This is a genomic window from Catenuloplanes nepalensis, assembly GCF_030811575.1.
Taxonomy (GTDB): Bacteria; Actinomycetota; Actinomycetes; order Mycobacteriales; family Micromonosporaceae; genus Catenuloplanes; species Catenuloplanes nepalensis.
Window position 1 is genome coordinate 2587034 of record NZ_JAUSRA010000001.1, and the last position, 20642, is coordinate 2607675.

Genomic DNA, 20642 nt, shown 5'->3' on the forward strand with positions numbered 1-20642 from the left:
GGCGGCGGCGAGAGGCGCCGGCCGGCCGGCGCCTCTCAGCAGCGGCGCAGCTCGCAGATCGTCTTGGAGAAGTCGTCACCGGTGCTCGGCGGATTCGCGTGGATCCAGATCAGGGCGAGCACCACCAGCGGCACGATCACGACCAGGGCCGTCAGACGCTTGATCATGGGATGCTCCCTTCCCGCGCCGCGGTGATGCTTCGCCGCGACGATCGGCACCCGGCCCGGCGAGCTGAGCGGTTACGCGGTCATGAACCGGCGGACCCGCCAGACCAGCAGCCACACCGCCGCGACCAGCACGACCAGGACGACGGCGAGCACCGCGGTCCGGTACGCGGCCGGCGCGCCGTCCGCGCTCAGCGGCGTCGCCTCGCCGGCCAACGTGACCATCACGGCCGAGCGGGGGTTGACCATGCCGAAGCCGGTGGCGTCGTCCCGCGGGGCCTGCGCGCCCGGGCTCGCGGTGCTGCCGATCCGCCGGGTGACCTGCTCCGCGGTCAGGTCCGGCAGCGCGCCCCGGACCAGCGCGGCGGTCCCGGCCACGAACGCCACCGCGTACTGCGTGCCGCTCCCGGCGCGTGGCCCGGCACCACCCGGCGCGTACGTCCGCACGTCGATGCCGGGTGCGGTCACGTCCACGCCGCCGGGCAGGTACGACTCGGCCGGCTGCTCGTCCGGGCCGACGCCGCCGACCCGGAGCAGGCCGGGCCGTTGCGGACCGGCCTCCGCGCCCTCGTCGCCGGCCGGCGCCGGGCAGACGATCACCACGTCGTGGTCGATCGCGTCCGTGATCGCGGCCGCCACCGCGTCGTCCGACACGTCCACGTAGGAGCCGAGCGCGATCACGGTCGCGCCGGCCGAGACCGCGACCTGGATGCCGGTCGCCGCGACCGCGGGGTCCGCGACGTCCGAGGTGGCGACGACCCGTACCGGCAGGATGGTCGCGCCCGGCGCCACGCCGCTGATCGAGCCGTCGGAGCCGTCCGCGCGCGCCGCGATGATCGCGGCCATGCCGGTGCCGGAGCCGAGGCAGTCGACGTCACCGCCGCTGGTGCCGTTCGTGACGTCCGCTCCCTGCGGCACCCGCCCGGCCAGCGCCGGCAGGTCGCCGTCCACGCCGGAGTCGACCACGCCGACCAGCACGCCCTCGCCGGTACCGCGCGCCCACGCCTCGTCCGGCGCGAGCGTCACGTACGCCCAGTCCGAGCCGCCGCCGGTCGAGGCGATCGCGGCGCAGCCGGGCCCCGGCTTCCCCGGTGACGGCGACGGGGAGGCGCCGGAGCCGGGGAGCACGCCGTAGCGGATGCCGTCGCCGGTCGCGTCCCACGGCAGCACCAGCACCCAGCCGGCCTTCAGCTCCTGCCCGGCGCCGGTGACCCGGCCGCCGTCCGGCTGGGTCCGGTCCGCGTTCAGGTGGTAGATGTCGTCGGCGCGTCCCGGGTCGTCGAGGAACCGGTCCGCGAGCGCGGACAGGCTCTCCGGCGAGCGCACCTCGTAGTACTTCAGGTACCGCGACTCGTCCGGCGCCGCCGCGCGCCCGGGCCCGGCCGGCAGCAGCACCGCCACCGCCACGACCAGCGCACCTGCGGCACTCCACACCCGCGACAACCGCCCCACCGAAAGCCTCCCGATCCGTGGTCCCGGTGACGACAACGGCGGTTCCGGTGTGCCAGTTCATCGCGTACCACGGATTTGTGGTGTCCGTGGGAAGCTGTGCCGTCCTCAATGAACCGGAAGCCGTCGTTCCCGTTGTGTTCCTAGAACGACGGCCGCTGACCGGGCCGTCGCTGCCGTACACCCGTTTGGGAGTGATCGTGAGAGTCCAGGCCCTCGTCGAGGCGACCCACCGCCCGGTGATCCGCCGCGCCCTCGGCATCGCGTCCGTGCTGGCGCTGATCGGCGCCGGTGCGGTGACCGGCTCGATCGCCGGCACCGCCACGGCCGGCCCGGTCCGGGAGGGCGTGCCGGTGCCGTCCGCGCAGGTGCCGATGATCGCGCAGGCCGCGCTCGCCTGCCCGTCGCTGACCCCGGCGCGGCTGGCCGGGCAGCTGATGGCGGAGTCCGGGTTCCGGCAGGACGCGACGACCGAGCGCGGCGGGTCCGGGCTGGCCGGGCTCACCGACGAGGTCTGGGAGCAGTGGAAGCCGTGGGTCGACGCCAAGCGGCTCGACCCGGAGGCGAACGTGTTCGCGCTCGCCCACTCGATGTGTGACACCGTCGGCCGGATCCGGCACGAGGACGTCGGCGGCGCGCTGTGGGAGCTGGCGCTGGGCGCGCACCGCTCCGGCGTGGAGACGGTGCTGGCCCGCGCGGCCGTGCCGGACGACTCCGCCGCCTACGTCAACGAGGTCGCGTCGTACGCGGCGTGGTACGCGGCCCGCCCCGACTTCGCCACCCAGGACCCCGGCGACCCGGCCGACCCGCCGGTGCAGGACCCGGACGTGGCGCCGATCCCGGTCCCGGACGAGTACGTGCAGCTGGTCAAGGCCGCGGGCGAGGAGTGCGCGGTGGTCTCCGGCCCGAGGATCGCGGCGCAGCTGATGGCCGCGTCCGCGTTCAACCGCAACAAGGTCGGCCCGGACGACGCGCAGGGCATCGCCCAGTTCCTGCCGGTGGTGTGGAACCGTTACGGCCAGGCCGGTGAGTCGCCGTGGGACCCGGCCGTCGCGATCCTCACGCTCGGCCGCACGATGTGCGCGCTCTCCGCGGAGCTGTCCGGGCTGGCCGAGGACCCGTACCCGGTGGCGCTGGCCGCGTTCCAGTGGGGGCCGACCGCGGTCCGGCAGGCCGAGGGCGTGCCGGACTCGCCGAGCGTGCGCGACTTCGCGCAGCGGGTGCTGGGCTACACCGCGTACTACGCGAAGGACACCCGGCTCGGCACGCCCGCGGCACCGCCGCCGGCCGCCACCGTGACGCCCACGCCCACCCCCACCGCCACGGCGTCGCCGAGTCCGGTCACGACGCGGTCGCCGGTGGGGAACGTGGCCGCGCCGCCGCCGGTGCAGCAGGAGGACGACGAGCCGGCCGCGCCGCCCGCCGCGAATCCGCCGCCCGCGAACAACAGCCCGACCCAATACCAGATCAAGGGGTACGCGGACAAGTGCATCGATGCGCCGAAGGGTGCGGACGGCGTGGCGCTTCAGCTGTGGACGTGCACCGGCGGCGCGTCGCAGAAGTTCACGTTCGAGGACGGCACGATCCGGCACAAGGGCTTCTGCATGGACCTGGCCTGGGGCGAGACCGCGGACGGCACGCGCGTGCAGCTGGCGAGGTGCAACGGCGGCCAAGCGCAGCGCTTCAAGGTCAACGCCTCGCACGACCTGGTCAACACGGCGCTCGGCAAGTGCGTCGACGTGGTCGACTGGAACGACGCGAACGGCGCCGCGCTGCAACTGTGGACCTGCGAGGGCGAGACGAACCAGAAATGGTGGGCCAGCTGATCACATGCGGTGGTGATCCAGGCGTCATCGCAGTCGTTAGAACGACTGCGATGACGCCTGGATCACGGCTCACTCCGATTGCGAAGGTCAGTGACGCAGCGCGTCCGCGACCGGCCGCCGGGCGGTGGCCACCGCGGGCACGGCGGTGAGCGCGGCCACGACCAGCAGCACCACGGTCGCGGCCGCCACCAGCCACCACGCCGGGGCGTACGGTTCCGGCCCGTACGTCTCGTGGAAGAAGCGTTGGAGCGCGACGCCGAACAGCGCGCCGCCCGCCACGCCCGGCAGCGCCGGAAGCACCTGCGAGACCGCCAGCCCGAGGCCGGCCTGGGCCGGTGTCGCGCCGAGCGAGCGGGCGACCGCCAGCGGCTGCCGGGCGTCGAGCGCGGCCGTCGCGGTGGTGACGGCCGTGTTGAGCAGCGCGAGCCCGCACACCAGGACGATCAGCAGCACCGTGGCGGCCCGCAGGCGGTCACCGCCCACGTCCGGGATGACCGTGCCGCCCAGGTCCTCGGTGCCGGGTGCCTGCACCGCGCCGGTGAGCACGGCCGCGAGCGCGGTCATGGTGATCAGCGTGTTGACCGTGGTGAGCCGGGCGCGGCGCGCGCGGCGGGCGTTGATCCGCACGCCGAGCAGCAGCGCGACCGGCAACCGGCGGGACAGTCCGATCAGGAGCCGGCTGCGGCTGGGCGGTGTGGCGGCGTCGGCGAGCGCGTGGACAGTGTCGGTGCCGGCGGCGCGCAGCACCTGGCCGAGCGTGGCGGCCACCGCGATGGCCAGCGCGAGCGCGACCACCGGCCACACCAGCCCGGCCGGTGGTGGCGCGGTGCCGATCGTGCCCATCAGACCGACGCTCGGGCGGAACAGGACCGGCGCGGCGAGCCAGCCGGCGGCCAGCCCGGCCCCGGCCGCGACCAGCCCGATCAACAGGTATTCGGTCAGGTGGACGGCGGCGATCAGGCCCGGCCCGGCGCCGACCGCCTTGAGCAGGCCGACCCGGCGGCGCTGGGCGATCACGCGTCCGCCGACGATGCCGGCCACGCCGGTGACCGCCAGGCCGGTGAGCAGCCAGCTGCCGATCAGCAGCGTCTCGTACAGCGCGCCGTAGCGGCGGCCGGTGGTGTCGGCGAAGTCCTGCCAGCGCCGGACGTGCCAGCCCCGGAACGTCGTGTCCTTCTCGCCGGAGGGCAGGCGGGTGAACAACGGGGCCTGCGCCGGGTCCGCGATCGTCACGTTCAGGTTGTAGGAGATCGGCTGGGTGCCGGCCAGCGCCGGGATGTCGTCGCGGTGCACCCAGATCGCGCCGCCCTTCCAGACGTCGAGCGTGCTCGGCAGGTGCCAGTTCACGTTCGGGAACGGTGCGCGGGCGGCCGTCACCGCGAGGCCCTCCACGCGCAGCGCACGGCCGTTGACGGTCACGGTGTCGCCGGTCCGCATGCCGAACGCGTCCGCGAACGCCCGCTCCACCACCGCGCCGCCGGGCCGCACCCAGCCGCCCTCGGTCACGGCCGGCTGGTCGATCGTGACCGCGGCCTCGTCGCGTCCCTGCACCACGACGCGGGAGGACAGCGCACCAAAATCAAGATCCAGGAACAGCAGCGGGTACGGCCCGGAGGTGCCGGTCACGCCGGGCCGGGCCGCGATCGCCGCCAGCGCGTCCAGCGCCTCCGGCCCGGTGGCGCCCGGCTCGATCACCAGGTCCGGCCCGGCGGTGGCCGCGCGGGTCCGCTCGTACGGCCGGGAGGCCAGCTCGTTGAGCGTGAGCCCGAGCGTCAGCGTCGCGGTCGCGGCCGTGATCGCGACGACCAGCAGCACGGTCTCCGCCCTGCGCCGGCGCAGGTCACGGCGCAGCAGCCAGAGGACCATCCGCATCAGCGCGCCCCGGCCAGCATGCTGTCGTCCGCGAACGCGCCGTCCCGCATCGAGATGATCCGGTCCGCGACCGCGGCGATACGCGCGTCGTGGGTGACCACGACCAGCGTCTGGCCGGCCGTGCGCAGCTCCTCGAACAGCCGCAGCACCTCGCGGGTGGCCGCGCTGTCCAGGTTGCCGGTGGGCTCGTCCGCGAGCACGATCTGCGGCGCGTTGCTGAGCGCGCGGGCGATCGCGACGCGCTGGCGCTGGCCGCCGGAGAGCGCGGACGGCAGGTGGCCGGCGCGGTCGGCGAGCCCGACGCGGTCGAGCAGGTCCAGCGCGCGGCGGCGGGCGGCGCGGGGTGCGGTGCCGGCCAGTAGCGCGGCCATCTCGACGTTCTCCACCGCGGTCAGCTCGTCCATTAGGTGGAAGGACTGGAAGATCAGTCCGATGTGGTGGCGGCGCAGTTTCGCGAGCGCGCGCTCGCTCATCCGGTCGATGCGCTGCCCGGCCACCCACAGCTCGCCGCCGGTCGGGCGTTGCAGGCCGCCGAGCAGGTGCAGCAGCGTGGACTTGCCGCAGCCGCTCGGCCCCATGATCGCCAGGGATTGGCCGGCCGGCACGTCCAGGTCGACCTCGTCGACCGCGCGCACCAGCGAGTCGTTCCAGCCGTACCGCTTGGTCAGTGCGCGGGTGCGCAGCATCATGATCTCCGTCCGGTCCACGTGCGTTCGCACGCCTCCAGCCACTCCAAATCGGCCCGCAGCCGCAGCACCACGCCCTCCAGCAGCAGCGACGCGACGTCGTCCAGCTCCGGGGCGAGCGCGGCGCGCTGGGCGTCGCGGATGCGGCGCAGCACCTCGCGCCGCTGCGCGTCGACCAGGTCGACCGGGTCGGCGAGCCGGGCGGCCGCGGCGGCGACGAGTTTGAGGTGGAACTCGGTGATGTCCGGCCGCGGCCAGGTCACCTCGGACAGCCAGGCGGCGACGCGCTGCTGGCCGGCCGGGGTCAGGCGGTGCACGCGGCGGTCGGGGCGGTCCGCAAGGCCCGGGTCGTGCTCCGCGACGACCAGCCCGGCCCTGGTCAGCCGGCCGAGCGTCACGTAGATCTGGCCCGCGTTCATCGACTCGCCGAGCGGGCCGAGCGCGTCACGCAGCCGCGCCCGCAACTCGTACCCATGAGCGGGTTCCTTGGCCAGCATGGCCAGCACGACGTCCTGCACGGCGATATGGATAACGGTTATCTAGGGCCATGTCAAGCGTGGGTGCGCTCCCACGTCATGCGCAATGGGGTAGAGTCCGCTCGAAGAAATGGTCTGACCGCCATTTTAAAAGGCTTTTATAAGCGCGATTTAATCCGCCCCTAAAGACAAGTTAATGCAAGGACGGAAACGAACATGACTGACGTCCCGCCGCCGGCCCATCGGCATCGCGTGAGGCTGACGAAAGGGCGCCGGATCGCGGTCGTCACCGCGGCCGTTCTCGCGGTCGTGACCACGGTCGCGACCGCGGCGGCGCTGACCCTGACCGGCTCGCCGGACGTCGACCCGGCCGCGGCGGAGGTCCCGGTCGCGCCGGTCGCCGAGGTGTCCACGGCGCCGTCACCGTCGCAGTCACCGAGCGCCTCGCCGTCGCCGAGCGCGTCCGCGTCACCGTCCCCGTCGAAGACCGCGGCCGCCACCTCCGGCGACTGCGCGCGGCCGGTCGGCGACGGCCCGGTCGTCGAACTCACCCGGGTCGTGCTGCCCGCCGCGGTCGCCGGTTACGGCAACGAGGGCGACACCGACCCGCTGCCGACGGCGATCGCGGCCACCCCGTCCGGCGAGTCCTGGCTGGCCTGGCTCGGCACGACCGGCACAGTCCACCTGGGCAAACTCGGATGTGACGACAAGCTGGTGGGCACGCCGGTCAGCTTCACCGGCGTCGACCTGCAGGACGTGCAGGCGGACGCGAACGGCGGCGTGCTGCTGCTGACCCGGGCCGGCGAGTGCGGTGACACGCCGCTCTGCGGCGGCGAGTCCAGCCCGTGCCGGACCATGGTCATGATCCGTTTCGACGCCGCCGGCCAGCAGGTCTGGGAACGTCAGGTCACCAATCTGAGCGACACCCGCGGCGGATACGACGACGGCGCCCGGTTCATCTGGTGGTACCAGCACCACGGCCGGCTCGCGACCGACGGCGTGAACACCGCGGCGTACTTCGGCGTCGCGATCACGGTGAAGAACGGCGCCTGCGTCGACATTCACGAGGGCGACCGGATGCAGGTGGTGAATTCGTCCGGCGCGCTGGTCGGTGGGCACGGAGATGCATTCGAGGTGGGGTGCAGTCACGCGTGGACCTCGCGCATCGTCTACGACCCGCGCGCGAAGAAGTTCGTCACGGTCTGTGCCACCGACAATGGCTGCCGGATAGCGCAGCCGAATCCCTATCGCACCGTCGCCGCCGGCACGTGTGACGGCACGCTCTTCGGCGGCGACCTGGTGCTGGCGCGGTCCACCGGCTACTGGACCGCGTGGAGCCAGGGGAACAGGGTGCGGCTGGAACACTTCACCACCGGCGCGTCGGACACCACGATCACCACGGGCGCGTCGTCGCAGCATCCGCACCTGGTCGGCTACGGCGCCGGCCGCATGCTGCTCACCTGGGCGTCCGGCTCCGGCATGGCCGCGCAGGCCTACGACTCCGGCACCGGCGCCGCGACCGGCGCGCAGTTCACCATCGGCGTGCAGGACCACGACTACCAGGCCTTCAAGGCGTACCAGGACGGAAGCGCCGCCTACCCCGCCGCGGGCACCGGGAACACCGGCATCACGATCGCCCGCGTGCAGCCGATGGGCTGAGCCCGCCGTCACAGATCACCCGGGAACCGGCGGGCCGTCCGCGCCGACCACCAACGGTGACTGTGAGCGGATACGCGGCGGCCGGCGTCGCGGTGACCGTGCTCGTGCTGGCGCTGTGGCTGGGCGGCGGCGCGGACACGACGGAGATCGCCGGGCTGGCCCAGCCCGGCCCGGTCACGGTCTGGGGCCTGCCGGTGCTGCGGCTGCTGTCCGACGCGCTCGCCACCGTGACCGTCGGCCTGGCCGTGACCGGCGCGTTCCTGCTGCCCGGCGACGGGCGCACGATGTCCGCGACCGCGTTCCGGATGGTGCGGCGGGCCCGGTGGACCGCCGCGCTGTGGAGCCTGACCGCGCTCGCGCTGATCGTGCTCACGCTCTCCGACGTGCTCGGCGCGCCGGTCGCGCTGCTGCCGCCACCGGCCGTGGCCAGCTTCGCGTGGTCGATCTCGCAGGGGCAGTCGCTGCTGGTGCAGGCCGTGCTGGCCGCGGCCGTCGCGGTGCTGGGCCAGGTCGCGCTGTCCCGGTACACGGCCGCCTGGGCCGCGGTGATCGCCGTGGTCGCGGTGCTGCCGCCCGCGTTCACCGGGCACGCGGCCGGGGCAGGCAACCACCAGATCGCCACCACCAGCCTGGCCATGCACGTGCTCGGCGCGGTGCTGTGGGCCGGCGGGCTGATCGCGCTGCTGACCATCCGGCGGGCCAGGGTGCTGCCGGAGGCCGTGGCCCGCTACAGCACGCTCGCGCTCGGCTGTTTCGTCGCGGTCGCGGTCAGCGGCGTGATCAACGGGGCGGTGCGGCTCGGCGGGGACTGGCGGACCGCGTACGGCGCGCTGCTCGCGTGGAAGGTCCTGGCCCTGATCGGCCTGGGACTCCTCGGCGCGGCGCACCGCCGGGCCGCGCTCGAACGACACGCGTTCGCCCGGCTGGCCGCGGGGGAGTTCGTGCTGTTCGGCGCCGCGTTCGGGCTGGCGGCCGCGCTGTCCCGCAGCCCCGCCCCGATCCCGGACGACACGATCAGCGACGACCCGATCGTGGAGACGATCGGCTTCGGGATGCCGGGCCCGATCAGCGCCGCGAGCCTGCTCGGCGACCCGCTGCCGGACCTGCTGTTCCTCACGGTCGTGGCGGCCGGGATCGGCGCCTACCTGATCGGTGTGCGGCGGCTGGGCGCGCGCTGGCCGGTCACCCGCACGATCTCCTGGACCGCCGGCCTGCTGCTGCTCGCGGCCGTGACCAGCCTGGGGATCAGCCGCTACTCATACGTGCTGTTCAGCGTGCACATGGTCCAGCACATGCTGCTGTCGATGGCCGTACCCATCCTGCTGGTCCTCGGCGCGCCGGTCACGCTCGCGCTCCGCACGCTCGGGCCGGCCACCCGCGAGTGGCTGCTGATCGCGCTGCACAGCCGCGCCGGCCGGATGCTCACCCATCCGCTGGTGGCGCTCGCGATCTACGGCGTCAGCCTGTACGGCCTCTACTTCGGCGGGCTGCTCGGCTGGCTGATGCGCCATCACCTCGGACACCTGGCGATGCTCGCCCACTTCGTACTCGCCGGATCTCTGCTCTTCTGGGTGTTGATCGGGGTGGATCCGGGCCGTCGCCGGGTGCCGCCGCCGATCCTGGTGCTGGTCCACTTCGCGTCCATGGTGCTGCACGCGTTCTTCGGCCTGACGCTGCTGCAGAGCACCACGCTGATCGCGCCCGAGTGGTACCTCGCGGTCCACCCGCCGTGGGCCGCGCCGCTGCTCGCCGACCAGCGCCTCGGCGCCTCGATCGCGTGGGCGTTCGGCGAGATCCCGGCCGCGCTCGTGATGATCGTGCTGGTCCGCCAGTGGATCCGCGCGGACGAGCGCGAACAGCGCCGGATCGACCGCAACGGCGACGAGGCGCACGAGGCCTACAACGAGTTCCTCGCCGCCGCCGGCCGAGAAGCCGAACCCCGATGACCGAACCCATTTTCCCGCTTCCGGCGTGCCCCCTCTCCGAGTGCTCCCGCGGGCACCGGTCGTCGCTGGCGCTCCTCCCTGCCGGATCCGTGGGCGGCTGAGTCCAGCCCGGCCAGCGCCGCGTTCGTGATCGGGGCGTCCCCATGTCGTTGGAGCGGCATCGGGGACGCCCCGATCACGGGGCCGGTCCGGCGAACCTTCGTCAGAGCGCGTCGACGAGGGCGCGGACCCGGGCCGCCTCGCCCCAGGAGAGCGTGAAGCCCGAGCCGCCGTGGCCGTAGGCGGCGATGACCGGCGTCGGGTACCCGCTGACGGTCTCCAGGCGCACGGAGGTGCGGGCCGGGCGCAGGCCGACCGCGCGGGAGACGATCGGGGCGCCGGCCAGCGCCGGGACCAGAGCGATCGCGCGTTCCAGGATCGCCCGCTCCACGGCCGGGTCGGCGGTCTCGTCCCAGGAACCGACGTCGCCGGTGCCGCCGCAGACCACGTCGCCGTCGCGCGGAACCACGTAGGTGAGGCCGCCCGGATTCTCGTCGTCGAGCAGCCAGCGGGTCAGGCCCGGGTTGGCGAGCCGGACGACCTGCCCCCGGATCGGGAACACCTCGTCGTCGCCGCCGAGCAGCGCACCGGACCGCAGACCGGCCGCGACCACGACCACGTCCGCGTCTCGTCCCGCCACGTCCGGGGTCGTCAGTTCGGCGGCCCGGAACGTCACGCCCCTGGCCTCCACGGCGGCGCGCAGCCAGGCCAGGTAGACGTTCGTGACCGCGACCGGCAGCTCGCACGTCACCCCGGCCGCGCCCGGTGGCAGCTCGTCCGGCGTCGCGGCCCGGTGCACCGGCACGGCCGAGGTCCAGGACAGATCCGGGTCGGGGCGCCGGGTGAGGACCGTGCCGGTGCGCAGCCGGACACCGGTCTCCGGGCGCGCGGCCAGCGCGGACAGGCGTTCCCGCGTCAGCTGGGCGGACTCCAGCACGCGCGGCACCGCGTCGACCGCGTGCGGGAACCAGATCGCGGCCGCGACGGACGAGACCGCGCCCGTGTGGTCCCGGTCCGCCAGCACGGTCACGTTATGCCCTGCCCCGGCCAACTCGTGTGCGATCGACAGCCCGATCACCCCGGCGCCGATCACCGCTATGCGTGCCACCAATCGATCATAGTGCCGGGTGCGGACCCCTTGCGGGCCCGCACCCGGCTTGTCGCAGGCGGTCAGGCACGTCCAGTCCCGGTGGCGCAGCCGGAGCTGGGCACACGGGATACGGCGGTCCCGTGTGCCGGGATGCCGCGCCGGCCGGGTCACGAGACCGGTCCCACGGTGCTCAGTGGACGGGCTTCACTGATCGTCAACAGGGCGGTCCTACGCTGACCCGCCATGAGCAACCTCAGCCCGGGCACGCATCACCTCATCGCCGGTGGCACGCTGCTGGTCTATCACGTCGCCGGGGCCGGGCCGGTGATGGTCGCGCACTCGGGCGGCCCCGGCGTCGAGTACTCCTACCTGCGGTCCGCGCGGCTGGAGGAGCACTTCACGATGGTCTACCTGGAGCCGGCCGGCACCGGCGGGTCCGGGCCGCTGCCGGACGGTGCGACCTATGTGGACACCTACGTCGACTTCGTGCACGCGCTGGTCGAGCACCTGGACGTGGACCGGGTGCACATCCTCGGGCACTCGCACGGCGGGTTCGTGGCGCAGCGATTCGCGCTCCGGTACCCGGACCGGACCGCGGGGCTCGCGCTGTACAGCACCGCGCCGACCACCGCGCCGGAGTTCTGGGCGGTGGCGGAGGCGAACCAGAAGGCGTACCCGCGGCGGCATCCGGACGTGCCGGAGGCCGCCGCGGTCCTCGACTTCATCGACGGGTTCGACACCGTGGAGACGGACGAGGACAAGACCCGTCACCTCGCCGCCGCGCTGCCGATCTACTTCGCCGACTTCTGGGGCCGTCGCGCCGAGTTCGCACCGGTCCAGGAGAGCATCCGCGCGTGGGTGGTCACGCTGTCCGGCCGGACCTTCGACTACCGTCCGGACCTGCCGTCGATCACCGCCCGGACCGTGGTGCTGACCGGCCGGCACGACTTCATCTGCCCGCCGGTCTGGTCCGAGGCGCTGCACGCCGGCATCCCCGGCTCCCGGCTGGTGATCATGGAGCGCAGCGGCCATTTCGCGCAGATCGAGGAGCCGGAGGCGTTCCTCGAGGCGGTCACCTGGCTGCTGCGCTCCTGACCCGCGGCCGGCTCGACCGGCAGCCACAGATCGGTGGTGGCGGCGCTGAAGTCCGCCGCCCGCTCGACCACCGCCACGAGCCGGTCCCCGGGTGGTCACCGAAGGGCCGCGAGATCCGCGGCGCGCACGGTCAGTCCGGCACGGCCGGCACCTTCGGCGATCTGGTCATGATCAACCTGATGCGATGGCTCCAGGGTCTACCCGCCTGGGGATCGGTGCAGGACTACCACGCCGGCGTGATGAACCACGAGATAGGGCATTTCCTGGGGTTCGCTCACCAGGGCTGTCCCGGCCGAGGGGAACTCGCGCCCGTGATGATGCAGCAGTCGATGGGCCTCGACGGATGCCGCCCGAACGTCTGGCCGTTCACCCCGGCCGGCGAGTTCGTCACCGGACCCCTCCTGCCCTGAAATCCTGATCCAGGCGGCCCCATGAATGGGGACGCCTGGATCATGGAGGGCTCAGCGGTTGGCGATGGCGAGGTTGTCGAAGGACGCGCTGGTGTCGAAGACGCGGACGCCGGAGCGGCCGGAGCTGAACGTGGCGTCGGTGACCGTGATCCGCGGCGTGGTCAGGTCGTCGACGAAGACCCGCAGCGTCGAGCCGGTGGCCTCGACCCGCAGGTGGTACGGGCGGCCCGGGGTGACGGCGAGCGGCGCGGCGGCCAGCGGCGTCCAGTTGTTGTCGGCCCGGCCGAGGATGACCTGGCCGCGCGGCGTGATCCCGGCGTAGTAGCCACGGTAGGCGTCGGTGCCGGTCGCCGCGGAGGTGGCCCGGAAGACCAGGCCGGCGTCGCCCGGCCCGGAGCCGATCGTGACATCGAGGTCGTGGACCGCGTTCGCGTGGTTGTCGTCGAGCAGCGACTTGCCGCCGTAGGAGTGCGCCGCCTGATAGGAGCCGCCGGCCGCGGTCCAGGTGCCGCCGAACGTCCGCCAGCCGTACGCGTTGCCGTCCGCGAAGTTGTCCTTGACCAGCATGGTGACGCGCCGGATCGTGCCGTCCGCGTTGAAGTGCATCCGGTCGTAGGCCAGCTCGCGGGAGTTGCCGTCGGTCTCGCTGAGCGGGCGGCGGTGGTAGACGATGTACCAGATGTCGGTGCCGGGCACGTTGATCACCGAGTTGTGGCCGGCGCCGCGGGCCACGGCCGGGTCCTGCGCGAGCACCCGGTCCAGGCGGGTGAACGGGCCGGTGGGGGAGTCGGACATCGCGTACGCGACGGAGTAGTTCGGCCCGGTCCAGCCGCCCTCGGACCACATCAGGTAGTAGACGCCGTTGCGCTTGAACATCTGCGGGCCCTCGACGTACCCGCTGGGGGTCATCTCCTTGAACACGGTGCCGTCCGGGAACGTGCCGAGGCTGGTCATGTCCGCGTTCAGGCGGGCGACGTTCGCGTGCCCCCAGCCGCCGTAGTAGATGTAGGCCTGACCGTCGTCGTCGATGAACACGTCCTGGTCGATCGGCTGCGCACCGTTGACGAACCGCTCGATCAGCGGCCGGCCGATCGCGTCCCGGTACGGCCCCTCCGGCCGGTCCGCCACGGCCACGCCGATGCCGCCCAGCTCCGCGTTGCTCTGGATGTCGTTCGCGGCGAAGTAGAGGTAGTACTTCCCGTTCCGGGCGATCGGCGCGGGCGCCCACACCGCGCGCCGTGCCCAGGAGACGTCCGCGGTGGTCAGCACGTTCGGGTGCTTGGTCCAGTTGACCAGGTCGGCCGAGGAGAAGGCATCGAGAAAAGTCTGCTGATCGTACGGCCGGGAGGCGGTCGGGAACACGTAGTAGCGGTCACCGTAGATCGCCACGTCCGGATCCGCGTACCACCCGGAGACGAACGGATTCCCCGCCTCCGCGGTGGTCTGCTCCGGCGGCGCGGCCGACGCGGGCGCCCCGGCGGTGGCGACGGCGGGTGCTCCGGCTGTGACGAGGGCGAGCAGTCCGGCGACAATCCTTGCAGAAATCGACATCTCACGATGTTTGCCGCTGAGTCGCCACTCCGTCAAGAGTCAGCCGAGGAGGCCGTGCCGCAGGGCGTGCAGCACCGCGCTGGTGCGATCCTTGACGCCGAGCTTGAAGAGGACGCTGGAGACGTGGTTCTTGACCGTGCCCTCGGCCAGGAACAGCGCGGCCGCGATCTCGCGATTGGCGTACCCACTTGCCAGCAGCCGCAGCACGTCCCGCTCGCGGTCGGTCAGGATCGGGCGCTGCGGGAGCGGCTCGGGCGGTGAGCCGGCCCGGACCGCGCGCAGCAGACGGTCGGTGATCGCGGGCTGGACCAGCGTGCCACCGGCCGCCAGCGTGCGGACCGCGCCCATCAGCTGGTCCAGCGTCACGTCCTTGAGCAGATATCCGGCGGCACCGGCCCGGACGGCCTGGAGCACCAACTCGTCGTCGTCGAACGTGGTCAGCACCAGCACCGGCACGTCGATGCCACGCGCGCGGAGCGCGCGCAGCGCCCAGATGCCGTCGCGGCCCGGCATGCGCAGGTCGAGCAGGACCACGTCGGGCCGGTCCCGCGCGACCGCCTCGACCGCGGCCGCGCCGTCGCCGGCCTCGGCGATCACCTCGACCTCGCCGGTGACGCCGAGCAGGCCGCTGATGCCCTGCCGCACCAGCGTCTGGTCGTCGACCAGGCAGACGCGGATCACGGCGCCGGCACCTCGGCCGTCACCCGGAAGCCGGTGCGGCCGTCGAAACGGGCGTGGCCGCCCAGCTCGCGCACCCGCTCCACGATGCCGGTCAGGCCGTTGCCCATCACCACGCGCGCCGCGCCCGGCCCGTCGTCGTGGGCCTCGAACCGGATTCCCCCGTCGTCCCCGGTGCGGATGTCGATCCACAGCTCGGTCGCGTGCGCGTGCCGGATCGCGTTCGTCACCACCTCCTGCACGCAGCGGATCAGCGCGGCCGTGCGCGCCTCGTCGGTCCGCACGTCCGCGCCGATGCTCAGGTGCACCGCGGGCGCCGGCAGATCCGCCACGATCCGCTCCAGCGTGCCGCGCAGATCCGGCGCGCGCCGCCGCAGCTCACCCATGGTCGCGCGCACGTCCGCCAGGAGCGCGCGGGCCACCTGGTTGGCGCGCGCCACGTGCTCGGCCGGGTCGGCCCTGTGCGTGGCCGTCTCCAGCTCCAGCGTCAGCACGGTCAGCTGGTGGCCGAGCAGGTCGTGCAGCTCCCGGGCGATCCGCAGCCGCTCGTCCGCACGGGACGACTCCGCCAGCAGCACCCCGGCCGCGCGCAGCTCGGTGTGCGCGGCGGACAGCCGCCGGTTGCTCTCCTCGGCGCGCCGCTGGCCGAGCACGCCCAGCGCGGACGCGACCTGGAGCAGCAGGTAGAGCACGCCGGTCACGGCCACGGCCGCGGCGGACTGGCCGCCCAGCCCGGCCGCGGCCATCGCGACCGCGGTGTTCAGCCCGATGACGGCCAGCGTCAGCGGCCAGCTCACGACGTAGACGCTGAGCGCGGCCGTGTAGATCAGCAGGATGGACGTCCAGCCGGCGCGTGGCGCGGTCAGCGCGAGCGCGGCACCGATGATCACCTGGGCGGCGAGGAAACCGCGGATCGCCGGGCGGCCGAACCGGTGGTCGAGCCACGTGCACAGCGTCTGGGTCAGCACGTAGCCGCCGAACAGCAGCCACCACACCGCCACCGGGACCGTGACCAGGTCGCCGCCGCGCGCGCCGACCACGAGCACCGGCAGGCCGACCGCGGCGCAGATCATCGTGCCGTAGACCGCGCTCCAGAGGTCCGGGTCGAAACGCCTCATCCGCCCAGCATAGGAAGGGCCCGGCCGCCCGCGCCCGTGCCGGAGGTCATGGGTGCCGGAGGTGACCGCCCGCACGCGCGCCGGCCACGTCGCCGCTCCTAGCGTCGGCGGCATGACGGCAATCGAGGTCAGGAACCTGCATCAACGGTACGGGAGGAGAACCGCGCTGAACGGCGTGGACCTCACCGTCGCGGACGGCGAGGTCGTCGGTCTGCTCGGCCGGAACGGCGCGGGCAAGTCCACCACCGTGGGCGTGATCGCCGGGCTGCTCCGCCCCGACCGTGGCACCGCCCGGGTCCGCGGGCTCGACCCGATCGCGGACCGGCGCGAGGTGCGCCGGCTGCTCGGCGTGCAACTCCAGGACGCGGCGCTGCACCCGTCGCTGACGGTCCGGGAACTGGTCCGGCTGCACCGCGGCTTCCACGCCACCGGCGCCGACCCGGACGAGCTGATCGAGACGCTGGGGCTGACGGGAGTGCGGGACACCCGGTTCGAGAACCTGTCCGGCGGCGAGGCACAGCGCACCTCGATCGCGGTCGCGCTGACCGGCCGCCCCCGGGTGGCGCTGCTCGACGAGCTGACCACCGGCCTGGACCCGGAGGCCCGCCGGCACCTGTGGCGGGTGATCACCGGCCTGCGCGCGGACGGGATGACGGTGCTGCTGGTCAGCCACGCGATGGAGGAGGTGGAGCGGCTCTGCGACCGGGTGGTGCTGCTCGACCGCGGCCGCGTGCTCGCCACCGGCACGCCGGCCGCGCTGATCGCCCGGACCGGCGGCGACACGCTCGACGAGGCGTTCCTGACGCTGACCGGAGGGGCCGGGTGAGGGCCGCGCGGCTGCTGATCGGTGCGGAGCTGCGGACGGTCTCCCGGGACACGGCCGGCCTGGTGATCCCCGTCGCGCTGCCCATGCTGATCCTGGTCGGCAACGCGCTGAACGTGCCGTCCGAGGCCCTCGCGCGGTACGTGCTCCCGATCGTGATCGCGGTCGTGACCGGCACGATCGGGATCGTCAACGTGCCCAGCTTCCTCGCGGTCTACCGGCGGACCGGCGTGCTCCGCCGGCTCGCGGTGACGCCGGTGCACCCGGCCGCGGTGCTCGTCGCGCAGCTGGTCGCCGGTGGCCTGCAGGTGCTGGCCGGCGTGCTGCTCGCCGGGCTGGTCGCGGTGGCCGGGTTCGGTGCCGCCGCACCGGCCGGACCGCTGCTCACCGCGGCCGTGCTGCTGCTGGTCACGGCCGCGATGTTCGCGGTGGGCCTGGTCGTCGCCGCGCTCGCGCCGACCGCGAACTCGGCGGTGGCGATCGGCCTGGCCGTCTTCTTCGGCCTCGGCGCGGCCGGCGGCATGTTCGGGCCGACCGCGCGCCTGCCGGAGGCGGTCGTGCGTACCGGCGAGGCGCTGCCGTTCGGCGCGGCGGTCCGCGCGCTCGGTGACGCGTGGACCGGGGCCGGCGCGCACCCGCCCAGCCTGATCAGCCTGGCCGTCTGCGCCACGCTCTGCACGCTGCTCGCCATCCGCTTCTTCCGCTGGTAGCGACCGCGCCCCACACCCCGCCGGGACCGCAGCCCGCCGGGACCACTGACCGCCGCTCGGCCGGTTGACCGCCGGGACTGCTGACCGCCGGGACTGCTGACCGCCGCTCGGCCGGTTGACCGGCGCTCGGCCGGTTGACCGGCGGCCGGGTCGTGGGTGCCCGGCCTCGCCGGCCGCCGCGTTCACGAGCCGCCGGGCCGCCGGCCGGCGCGATTCGCCGATGGTCGGCGGGCCAGGTTCCGCCCGGCTCGGTCGGCCGGTCAGGCCGGGAAGGAGACGCCGGCCAGCTTCTCGGACATGTCCCAGATGCGGGCGGCCTCGGACTCGCTGCGCAGCGGCGGCCAGAGCTGCTGCTCGCCGGGGCCGCCGGAGACGTTGCCGAGACCCTGCGGGCCGTAGAAGCGGCCGGGCTTGCCGTCCGGGGAGACCGCGGCGTAGAGCGCGGGCAGCATCGCGGTCTCCGGCGTGCCGGTCAGGCCGACGCGGGACATGGCGCGGATCAGCCGTACCGCCACTTGGTCCGAGGACCGGCCGACCTCGGGTCGCGCGGCGAGCAGGTTGGTCGCCGCGAGACCGGGGTGCGAGATGTTGCTGGTGATGCCCCAGCCGCCGGCCTGGCTGCGCCGCTGCAGCTCCAGCCCGAACAGGCCGAACGCGATCTTCGACTGGCGGTACGCGCGCTGCTCGTCGTACTCCCGGTCCCAGTTCAGGTCGTCCCAGTTGATCTCGCCGGACCGGGCCGCGATGCTGAGCTGCGACGTCACCCGGGCCCGGCCGAGGCGCAGCAGCGGCATCAGGTGGGCGACCAGCGCGACGTGCGCCAGGTGGTTCGTGCCGAACTGGAGCTCGAACCCGTCCGCCGTGGTCAGGTGCGTCGGCGGGTGCATCACGCCGGCGTTGTTGATCAGGACGTGGATCGGGCGGCCCTCGTCACGCAGCGTGGCGCCGAGCGCGGCGACCGACTCCAGCGACGACAGGTCGAGGTCCCGCAGCGACACCGCGGCCCGCGGGTGCCGCTCCCGGATCGCCGCGAGCGCGGCGTCGCCCTTGCGGCGGTTGCGGACCGGCAGGACCAGCTCGGCACCGGCGCCGGCGAGCCGCGTCGCCAGGTGCAGCCCCATGCCGTCGCTGGCGCCGGTGACCACGACGGTCTTCCCGGCGAGGCTGGGAACGGTGACGTCCGTCTTCGTGCGTGCCATGTCTGACGCTCCTGCTGGTGTTGGTCCCCGTGGGGTGATGCTGACCAGCCTGGGCGCGACGCCGGAGGACAGCCAGGGCCTCTGAGTCCCACGCTGTCAAGGGGGGATCGGCGATCCGTGGCTGGGCTCCGGCGCGGGCTGGTACAACGGTCGGACACGACCAACACGGAGGAGACGCCCGTGATCGACCGAGCCGGACTCGCGGACTTCCTGCGCCGCCGCCGGGAGTCCCTGCAGCCGGAGGACGTCGGTCTGCCGCGCGGGCAGCGCCGCCGCACGGCCGGCCTGCGCCGCGAGGAGGTGGCCTCGATCTGCCACATCTCCGCCGACTACTACAGCCGCCTGGAGCGCGAGCGCGGACCGCACCCGTCCGAGCAGATGATCGCGTCGATCGCCCAGGGCCTGCACCTGTCCCTCGACGAACGCGACCACCTGTTCCGCCTGGCCGGGCACAACCCACCCCCGCGGGGTACGGTCAGCGAGCACATCAGCCCGGGCCTGCTGCGCATCTTCGACCGGCTCACCGACACGCCGGCCGAGATCGTCACCGAGATGGGCGAGACGCTCCGGCAGACCCCGCTCGGCGTCGCGCTGGTCGGCGACCTGACGCGTTACACCGGGCCGTCGCGCAGCATCGGCTACCGCTGGTTCACCGACCCGGCCACCCGCGCGCTCTACCACCCGGACGATCACGCGCACCACTCCCGCGTCTTCGCGTCCGGGCTGCGCGCGCTGGTCACACTGCGCGGCCCCGGCTCCCACCCGGCCAGGATCGCCGAGCTGCTGCTGGAACGCAGCGAGGACTTCCGGACGCACTGGAACACGCACGAGGTCAACATCGGCTTCGACGAGGGCAAGCGCTTCATCCACCCGGAGGTCGGCCAGATCGACCTGAACTGCCAGTCGCTGGTCGACCCCGGTCAGTCGCACCGGATGCTGGTCTACACGGTCGCGCCCGGCAGCGTCAGCTACGAGCGCCTCCAGCTGCTCTCCGTCATCGGAGCGGGCGCCGCGGTCTGACCGGTCCTATGGTGGAACGCATGTTCACCGAACAGGATCTCGCGCTGCTCGCCCGGCCGCTCTACGCCATGCTCACGATCGCGCCGCGCGGCGACCGGTGGCCGTCGCCGCGCCCGGTGTGGTTCGAGGCGGGCGACGACGGCACGCTGCAGATGTTCTCCGAGCCGGACGGCAAGATCGAGCGCATCCGCGAGCAGCCCCGCGCCTCCGTGGTCGTGGCCGCGCCGGTCGGCGAGCCGGAGCACTGGGTGGCCGTGGAGGGCACGATCACGCTGCACGACGACGGCGCCTACGAGCTGGCCGCCCGCCTCGGCGAGCGCTTCTGGGCGACGACCGGCCCGGAGCAGCGCAAACTCCTCGAGGACTGGCGGAATTCCGGCATCGTCCGCCTGGTCCTCCACCCGGAGAAGGTCAACCGCTTCTCGGTCTGACCCTCCGGCCCGCCCGGCAGTTCCATGATCGAGGCGTCGCTCAAGTCGTTCTGACGACTTGAGCGACGCCTCGATCATGAGTGCGTTGGGCGCGTGAGTGCGTTGGGCGCGTGAGTGCGTTGGGCGCGTGAGTGCGTTGGGCGCGTGAGTGCGTTGGGCGCGTGAGTGCGTTGGGCGCGTGAGTGCGTTGGGCGCGTGAGTGCGTTGGGCGCGTGAGTGTGTTGGGCGCGTGAGTGTGTTGGGCGCGTGAGTGTGTTGGGCGCGTGAGTGTGTTGGGCGCGTGAGTGTGTTGGGCGCGTGAGTGCGCGGCAGGGTTCGTGACCACGACGGCAGCCGCGTGCTCTTGGCCCGGCCATCCACCCGGCTGGCAGGGAGGAGCCCCTGGGCGACGACCGGTGCC

Annotated in this window: 19 protein-coding genes; 9 read left to right on the top strand and 10 right to left on the bottom strand. The window is 73.5% G+C overall.

From position 1 onward, the window contains the following. Positions 1-35: 35 nt before the first annotated feature. Both J2S43_RS10830 and J2S43_RS10835 read right to left on the bottom strand, forming a co-directional pair. A complete protein-coding gene (locus tag J2S43_RS10830; protein WP_306828745.1) occupies positions 36-167 on the bottom strand; it encodes a hypothetical protein in 132 nt (43 codons plus the stop codon). 72 nt (positions 168-239) lie between these two features. Next, a complete protein-coding gene (locus J2S43_RS10835) occupies positions 240-1616 on the bottom strand; it encodes a S8 family serine peptidase (protein ID WP_306828746.1) in 1377 nt (458 codons plus the stop codon). A gap of 197 nt (positions 1617-1813) precedes the next feature. On the opposite strand from J2S43_RS10835, the gene J2S43_RS10840 reads away from it, so the two are divergent. Then, entirely contained in the window at positions 1814-3439 is a 1626-nt protein-coding gene (locus tag J2S43_RS10840) for a ricin-type beta-trefoil lectin domain protein (RefSeq protein ID WP_306828747.1), read from the top strand. A gap of 87 nt (positions 3440-3526) precedes the next feature. Here the strand turns inward: J2S43_RS10840 and J2S43_RS10845 are convergent, their stop codons facing one another. The 3 genes from J2S43_RS10845 to J2S43_RS10855 are packed head-to-tail and all read right to left on the bottom strand — an operon-like array spanning position 3527 to position 6515. Beyond that, positions 3527-5311 carry an FtsX-like permease family protein gene (locus tag J2S43_RS10845; RefSeq protein ID WP_306828748.1) on the bottom strand — a complete coding sequence of 595 codons (1785 nt, stop codon included), beginning with the start codon at positions 5309-5311 and terminating at the stop codon, positions 3527-3529. Beyond that, positions 5311-6030, bottom strand: coding sequence for an ABC transporter ATP-binding protein (locus J2S43_RS10850; protein WP_306828749.1), 720 nt, complete (start codon positions 6028-6030; stop codon positions 5311-5313). The genes J2S43_RS10845 and J2S43_RS10850 overlap by 1 nt, the downstream gene beginning before the upstream one ends. Further along, positions 5997-6515 carry a PadR family transcriptional regulator gene (locus J2S43_RS10855; RefSeq protein ID WP_306828751.1) on the bottom strand — a complete coding sequence of 173 codons (519 nt, stop codon included), beginning with the start codon at positions 6513-6515 and terminating at the stop codon, positions 5997-5999. Before J2S43_RS10855 ends, J2S43_RS10850 begins: the two co-directional genes overlap by 34 nt. A 210-nt stretch (positions 6516-6725) precedes the next feature. Here J2S43_RS10855 and J2S43_RS10860 point away from each other — a divergent pair, with 210 nt between their 5' ends. Together J2S43_RS10860 and J2S43_RS10865 are read left to right on the top strand one after the other, a co-directional pair. Continuing rightward, positions 6726-8132 carry a hypothetical protein gene (locus J2S43_RS10860; protein WP_306828752.1) on the top strand — a complete coding sequence of 469 codons (1407 nt, stop codon included), beginning with the start codon at positions 6726-6728 and terminating at the stop codon, positions 8130-8132. A 62-nt stretch (positions 8133-8194) separates the two neighbouring features. After that, the gene (locus J2S43_RS10865; RefSeq protein ID WP_306828753.1) at positions 8195-10078 is read left to right on the top strand and encodes a bifunctional copper resistance protein CopD/cytochrome c oxidase assembly protein; all 1884 of its coding nucleotides are present in this window, start codon (positions 8195-8197) and stop codon (positions 10076-10078) included. A gap of 202 nt (positions 10079-10280) precedes the next feature. Here the strand turns inward: J2S43_RS10865 and J2S43_RS10870 are convergent, their stop codons facing one another. Beyond that, the gene (locus J2S43_RS10870) at positions 10281-11378 is read right to left on the bottom strand and encodes an FAD-dependent oxidoreductase (RefSeq protein WP_370881614.1); all 1098 of its coding nucleotides are present in this window, start codon (positions 11376-11378) and stop codon (positions 10281-10283) included. 72 nt (positions 11379-11450) lie between these two features. On the opposite strand from J2S43_RS10870, the gene J2S43_RS10875 reads away from it, so the two are divergent. Together J2S43_RS10875 and J2S43_RS10880 are read left to right on the top strand one after the other, a co-directional pair. Next, positions 11451-12302, top strand: a complete 852-nt coding sequence (locus J2S43_RS10875) for an alpha/beta fold hydrolase (RefSeq protein WP_306828756.1) — start codon at positions 11451-11453, stop codon at positions 12300-12302. A gap of 167 nt (positions 12303-12469) precedes the next feature. Further along, complete coding sequence (locus J2S43_RS10880; RefSeq protein WP_306828758.1) at positions 12470-12712, top strand: DUF3152 domain-containing protein; 243 nt, start codon at positions 12470-12472, stop codon at positions 12710-12712. Between the two features lie 51 nt (positions 12713-12763). Here J2S43_RS10880 and J2S43_RS10885 read toward each other — a convergent pair whose 3' ends face one another. Genes J2S43_RS10885 through J2S43_RS10895 form a run of 3 tightly spaced genes read right to left on the bottom strand, consistent with a single transcriptional unit; the run spans position 12764 to position 16059 of the window. Continuing rightward, a complete protein-coding gene (locus J2S43_RS10885; protein WP_306828759.1) occupies positions 12764-14263 on the bottom strand; it encodes a glycoside hydrolase family 43 protein in 1500 nt (499 codons plus the stop codon). A gap of 39 nt (positions 14264-14302) precedes the next feature. Beyond that, complete coding sequence (locus J2S43_RS10890) at positions 14303-14944, bottom strand: response regulator (protein ID WP_306828760.1); 642 nt, start codon at positions 14942-14944, stop codon at positions 14303-14305. Then, positions 14941-16059: a sensor histidine kinase gene (locus tag J2S43_RS10895; protein WP_306828761.1), complete on the bottom strand. Its 1119-nt coding sequence runs from the start codon at positions 16057-16059 to the stop codon at positions 14941-14943. Before J2S43_RS10895 ends, J2S43_RS10890 begins: the two co-directional genes overlap by 4 nt. 112 nt (positions 16060-16171) lie before the next feature. On the opposite strand from J2S43_RS10895, the gene J2S43_RS10900 reads away from it, so the two are divergent. Together J2S43_RS10900 and J2S43_RS10905 are read left to right on the top strand one after the other, a co-directional pair. Beyond that, the gene (locus J2S43_RS10900; RefSeq protein WP_306828762.1) at positions 16172-16885 is read left to right on the top strand and encodes an ABC transporter ATP-binding protein; all 714 of its coding nucleotides are present in this window, start codon (positions 16172-16174) and stop codon (positions 16883-16885) included. Further along, positions 16882-17592, top strand: a complete 711-nt coding sequence (locus J2S43_RS10905; protein ID WP_306828763.1) for an ABC transporter permease — start codon at positions 16882-16884, stop codon at positions 17590-17592. Before J2S43_RS10900 ends, J2S43_RS10905 begins: the two co-directional genes overlap by 4 nt. Before the next feature lie 260 nt (positions 17593-17852). Here J2S43_RS10905 and J2S43_RS10910 read toward each other — a convergent pair whose 3' ends face one another. Further along, positions 17853-18791, bottom strand: coding sequence for an SDR family oxidoreductase (locus J2S43_RS10910; protein ID WP_306828764.1), 939 nt, complete (start codon positions 18789-18791; stop codon positions 17853-17855). A gap of 180 nt (positions 18792-18971) precedes the next feature. Here J2S43_RS10910 and J2S43_RS10915 point away from each other — a divergent pair, with 180 nt between their 5' ends. Beyond that, positions 18972-19811 carry a helix-turn-helix transcriptional regulator gene (locus J2S43_RS10915; protein ID WP_306828765.1) on the top strand — a complete coding sequence of 280 codons (840 nt, stop codon included), beginning with the start codon at positions 18972-18974 and terminating at the stop codon, positions 19809-19811. 20 nt (positions 19812-19831) lie between these two features. Further along, positions 19832-20242: a pyridoxamine 5'-phosphate oxidase family protein gene (locus J2S43_RS10920; RefSeq protein ID WP_306828766.1), complete on the top strand. Its 411-nt coding sequence runs from the start codon at positions 19832-19834 to the stop codon at positions 20240-20242. Positions 20243-20642: the final 400 nt, after the last annotated feature.

Excerpts from the sequence above, each read along its gene's own strand:
- J2S43_RS10830 (WP_306828745.1), bottom strand. The coding sequence starts at position 167 with ATGATCAAGCGTCTGACGGCCCTGGTCGTGATCGTGCCGCTGGTGGTG.
- J2S43_RS10845 (WP_306828748.1), bottom strand. The coding sequence starts at position 5,311 with ATGCGGATGGTCCTCTGGCTGCTGCGCCGTGACCTGCGCCGGCGCAGG.
- J2S43_RS10875 (WP_306828756.1), top strand. The coding sequence starts at position 11,451 with ATGAGCAACCTCAGCCCGGGCACGCATCACCTCATCGCCGGTGGCACG.
- J2S43_RS10880 (WP_306828758.1), top strand. The coding sequence starts at position 12,470 with ATGATCAACCTGATGCGATGGCTCCAGGGTCTACCCGCCTGGGGATCG.
- J2S43_RS10885 (WP_306828759.1), bottom strand. The coding sequence starts at position 14,263 with ATGTCGATTTCTGCAAGGATTGTCGCCGGACTGCTCGCCCTCGTCACA.
- J2S43_RS10895 (WP_306828761.1), bottom strand. The coding sequence starts at position 16,059 with ATGAGGCGTTTCGACCCGGACCTCTGGAGCGCGGTCTACGGCACGATG.
- J2S43_RS10900 (WP_306828762.1), top strand. The coding sequence starts at position 16,172 with ATGACGGCAATCGAGGTCAGGAACCTGCATCAACGGTACGGGAGGAGA.
- J2S43_RS10910 (WP_306828764.1), bottom strand. The coding sequence starts at position 18,791 with ATGGCACGCACGAAGACGGACGTCACCGTTCCCAGCCTCGCCGGGAAG.
- J2S43_RS10920 (WP_306828766.1), top strand. The coding sequence starts at position 19,832 with ATGTTCACCGAACAGGATCTCGCGCTGCTCGCCCGGCCGCTCTACGCC.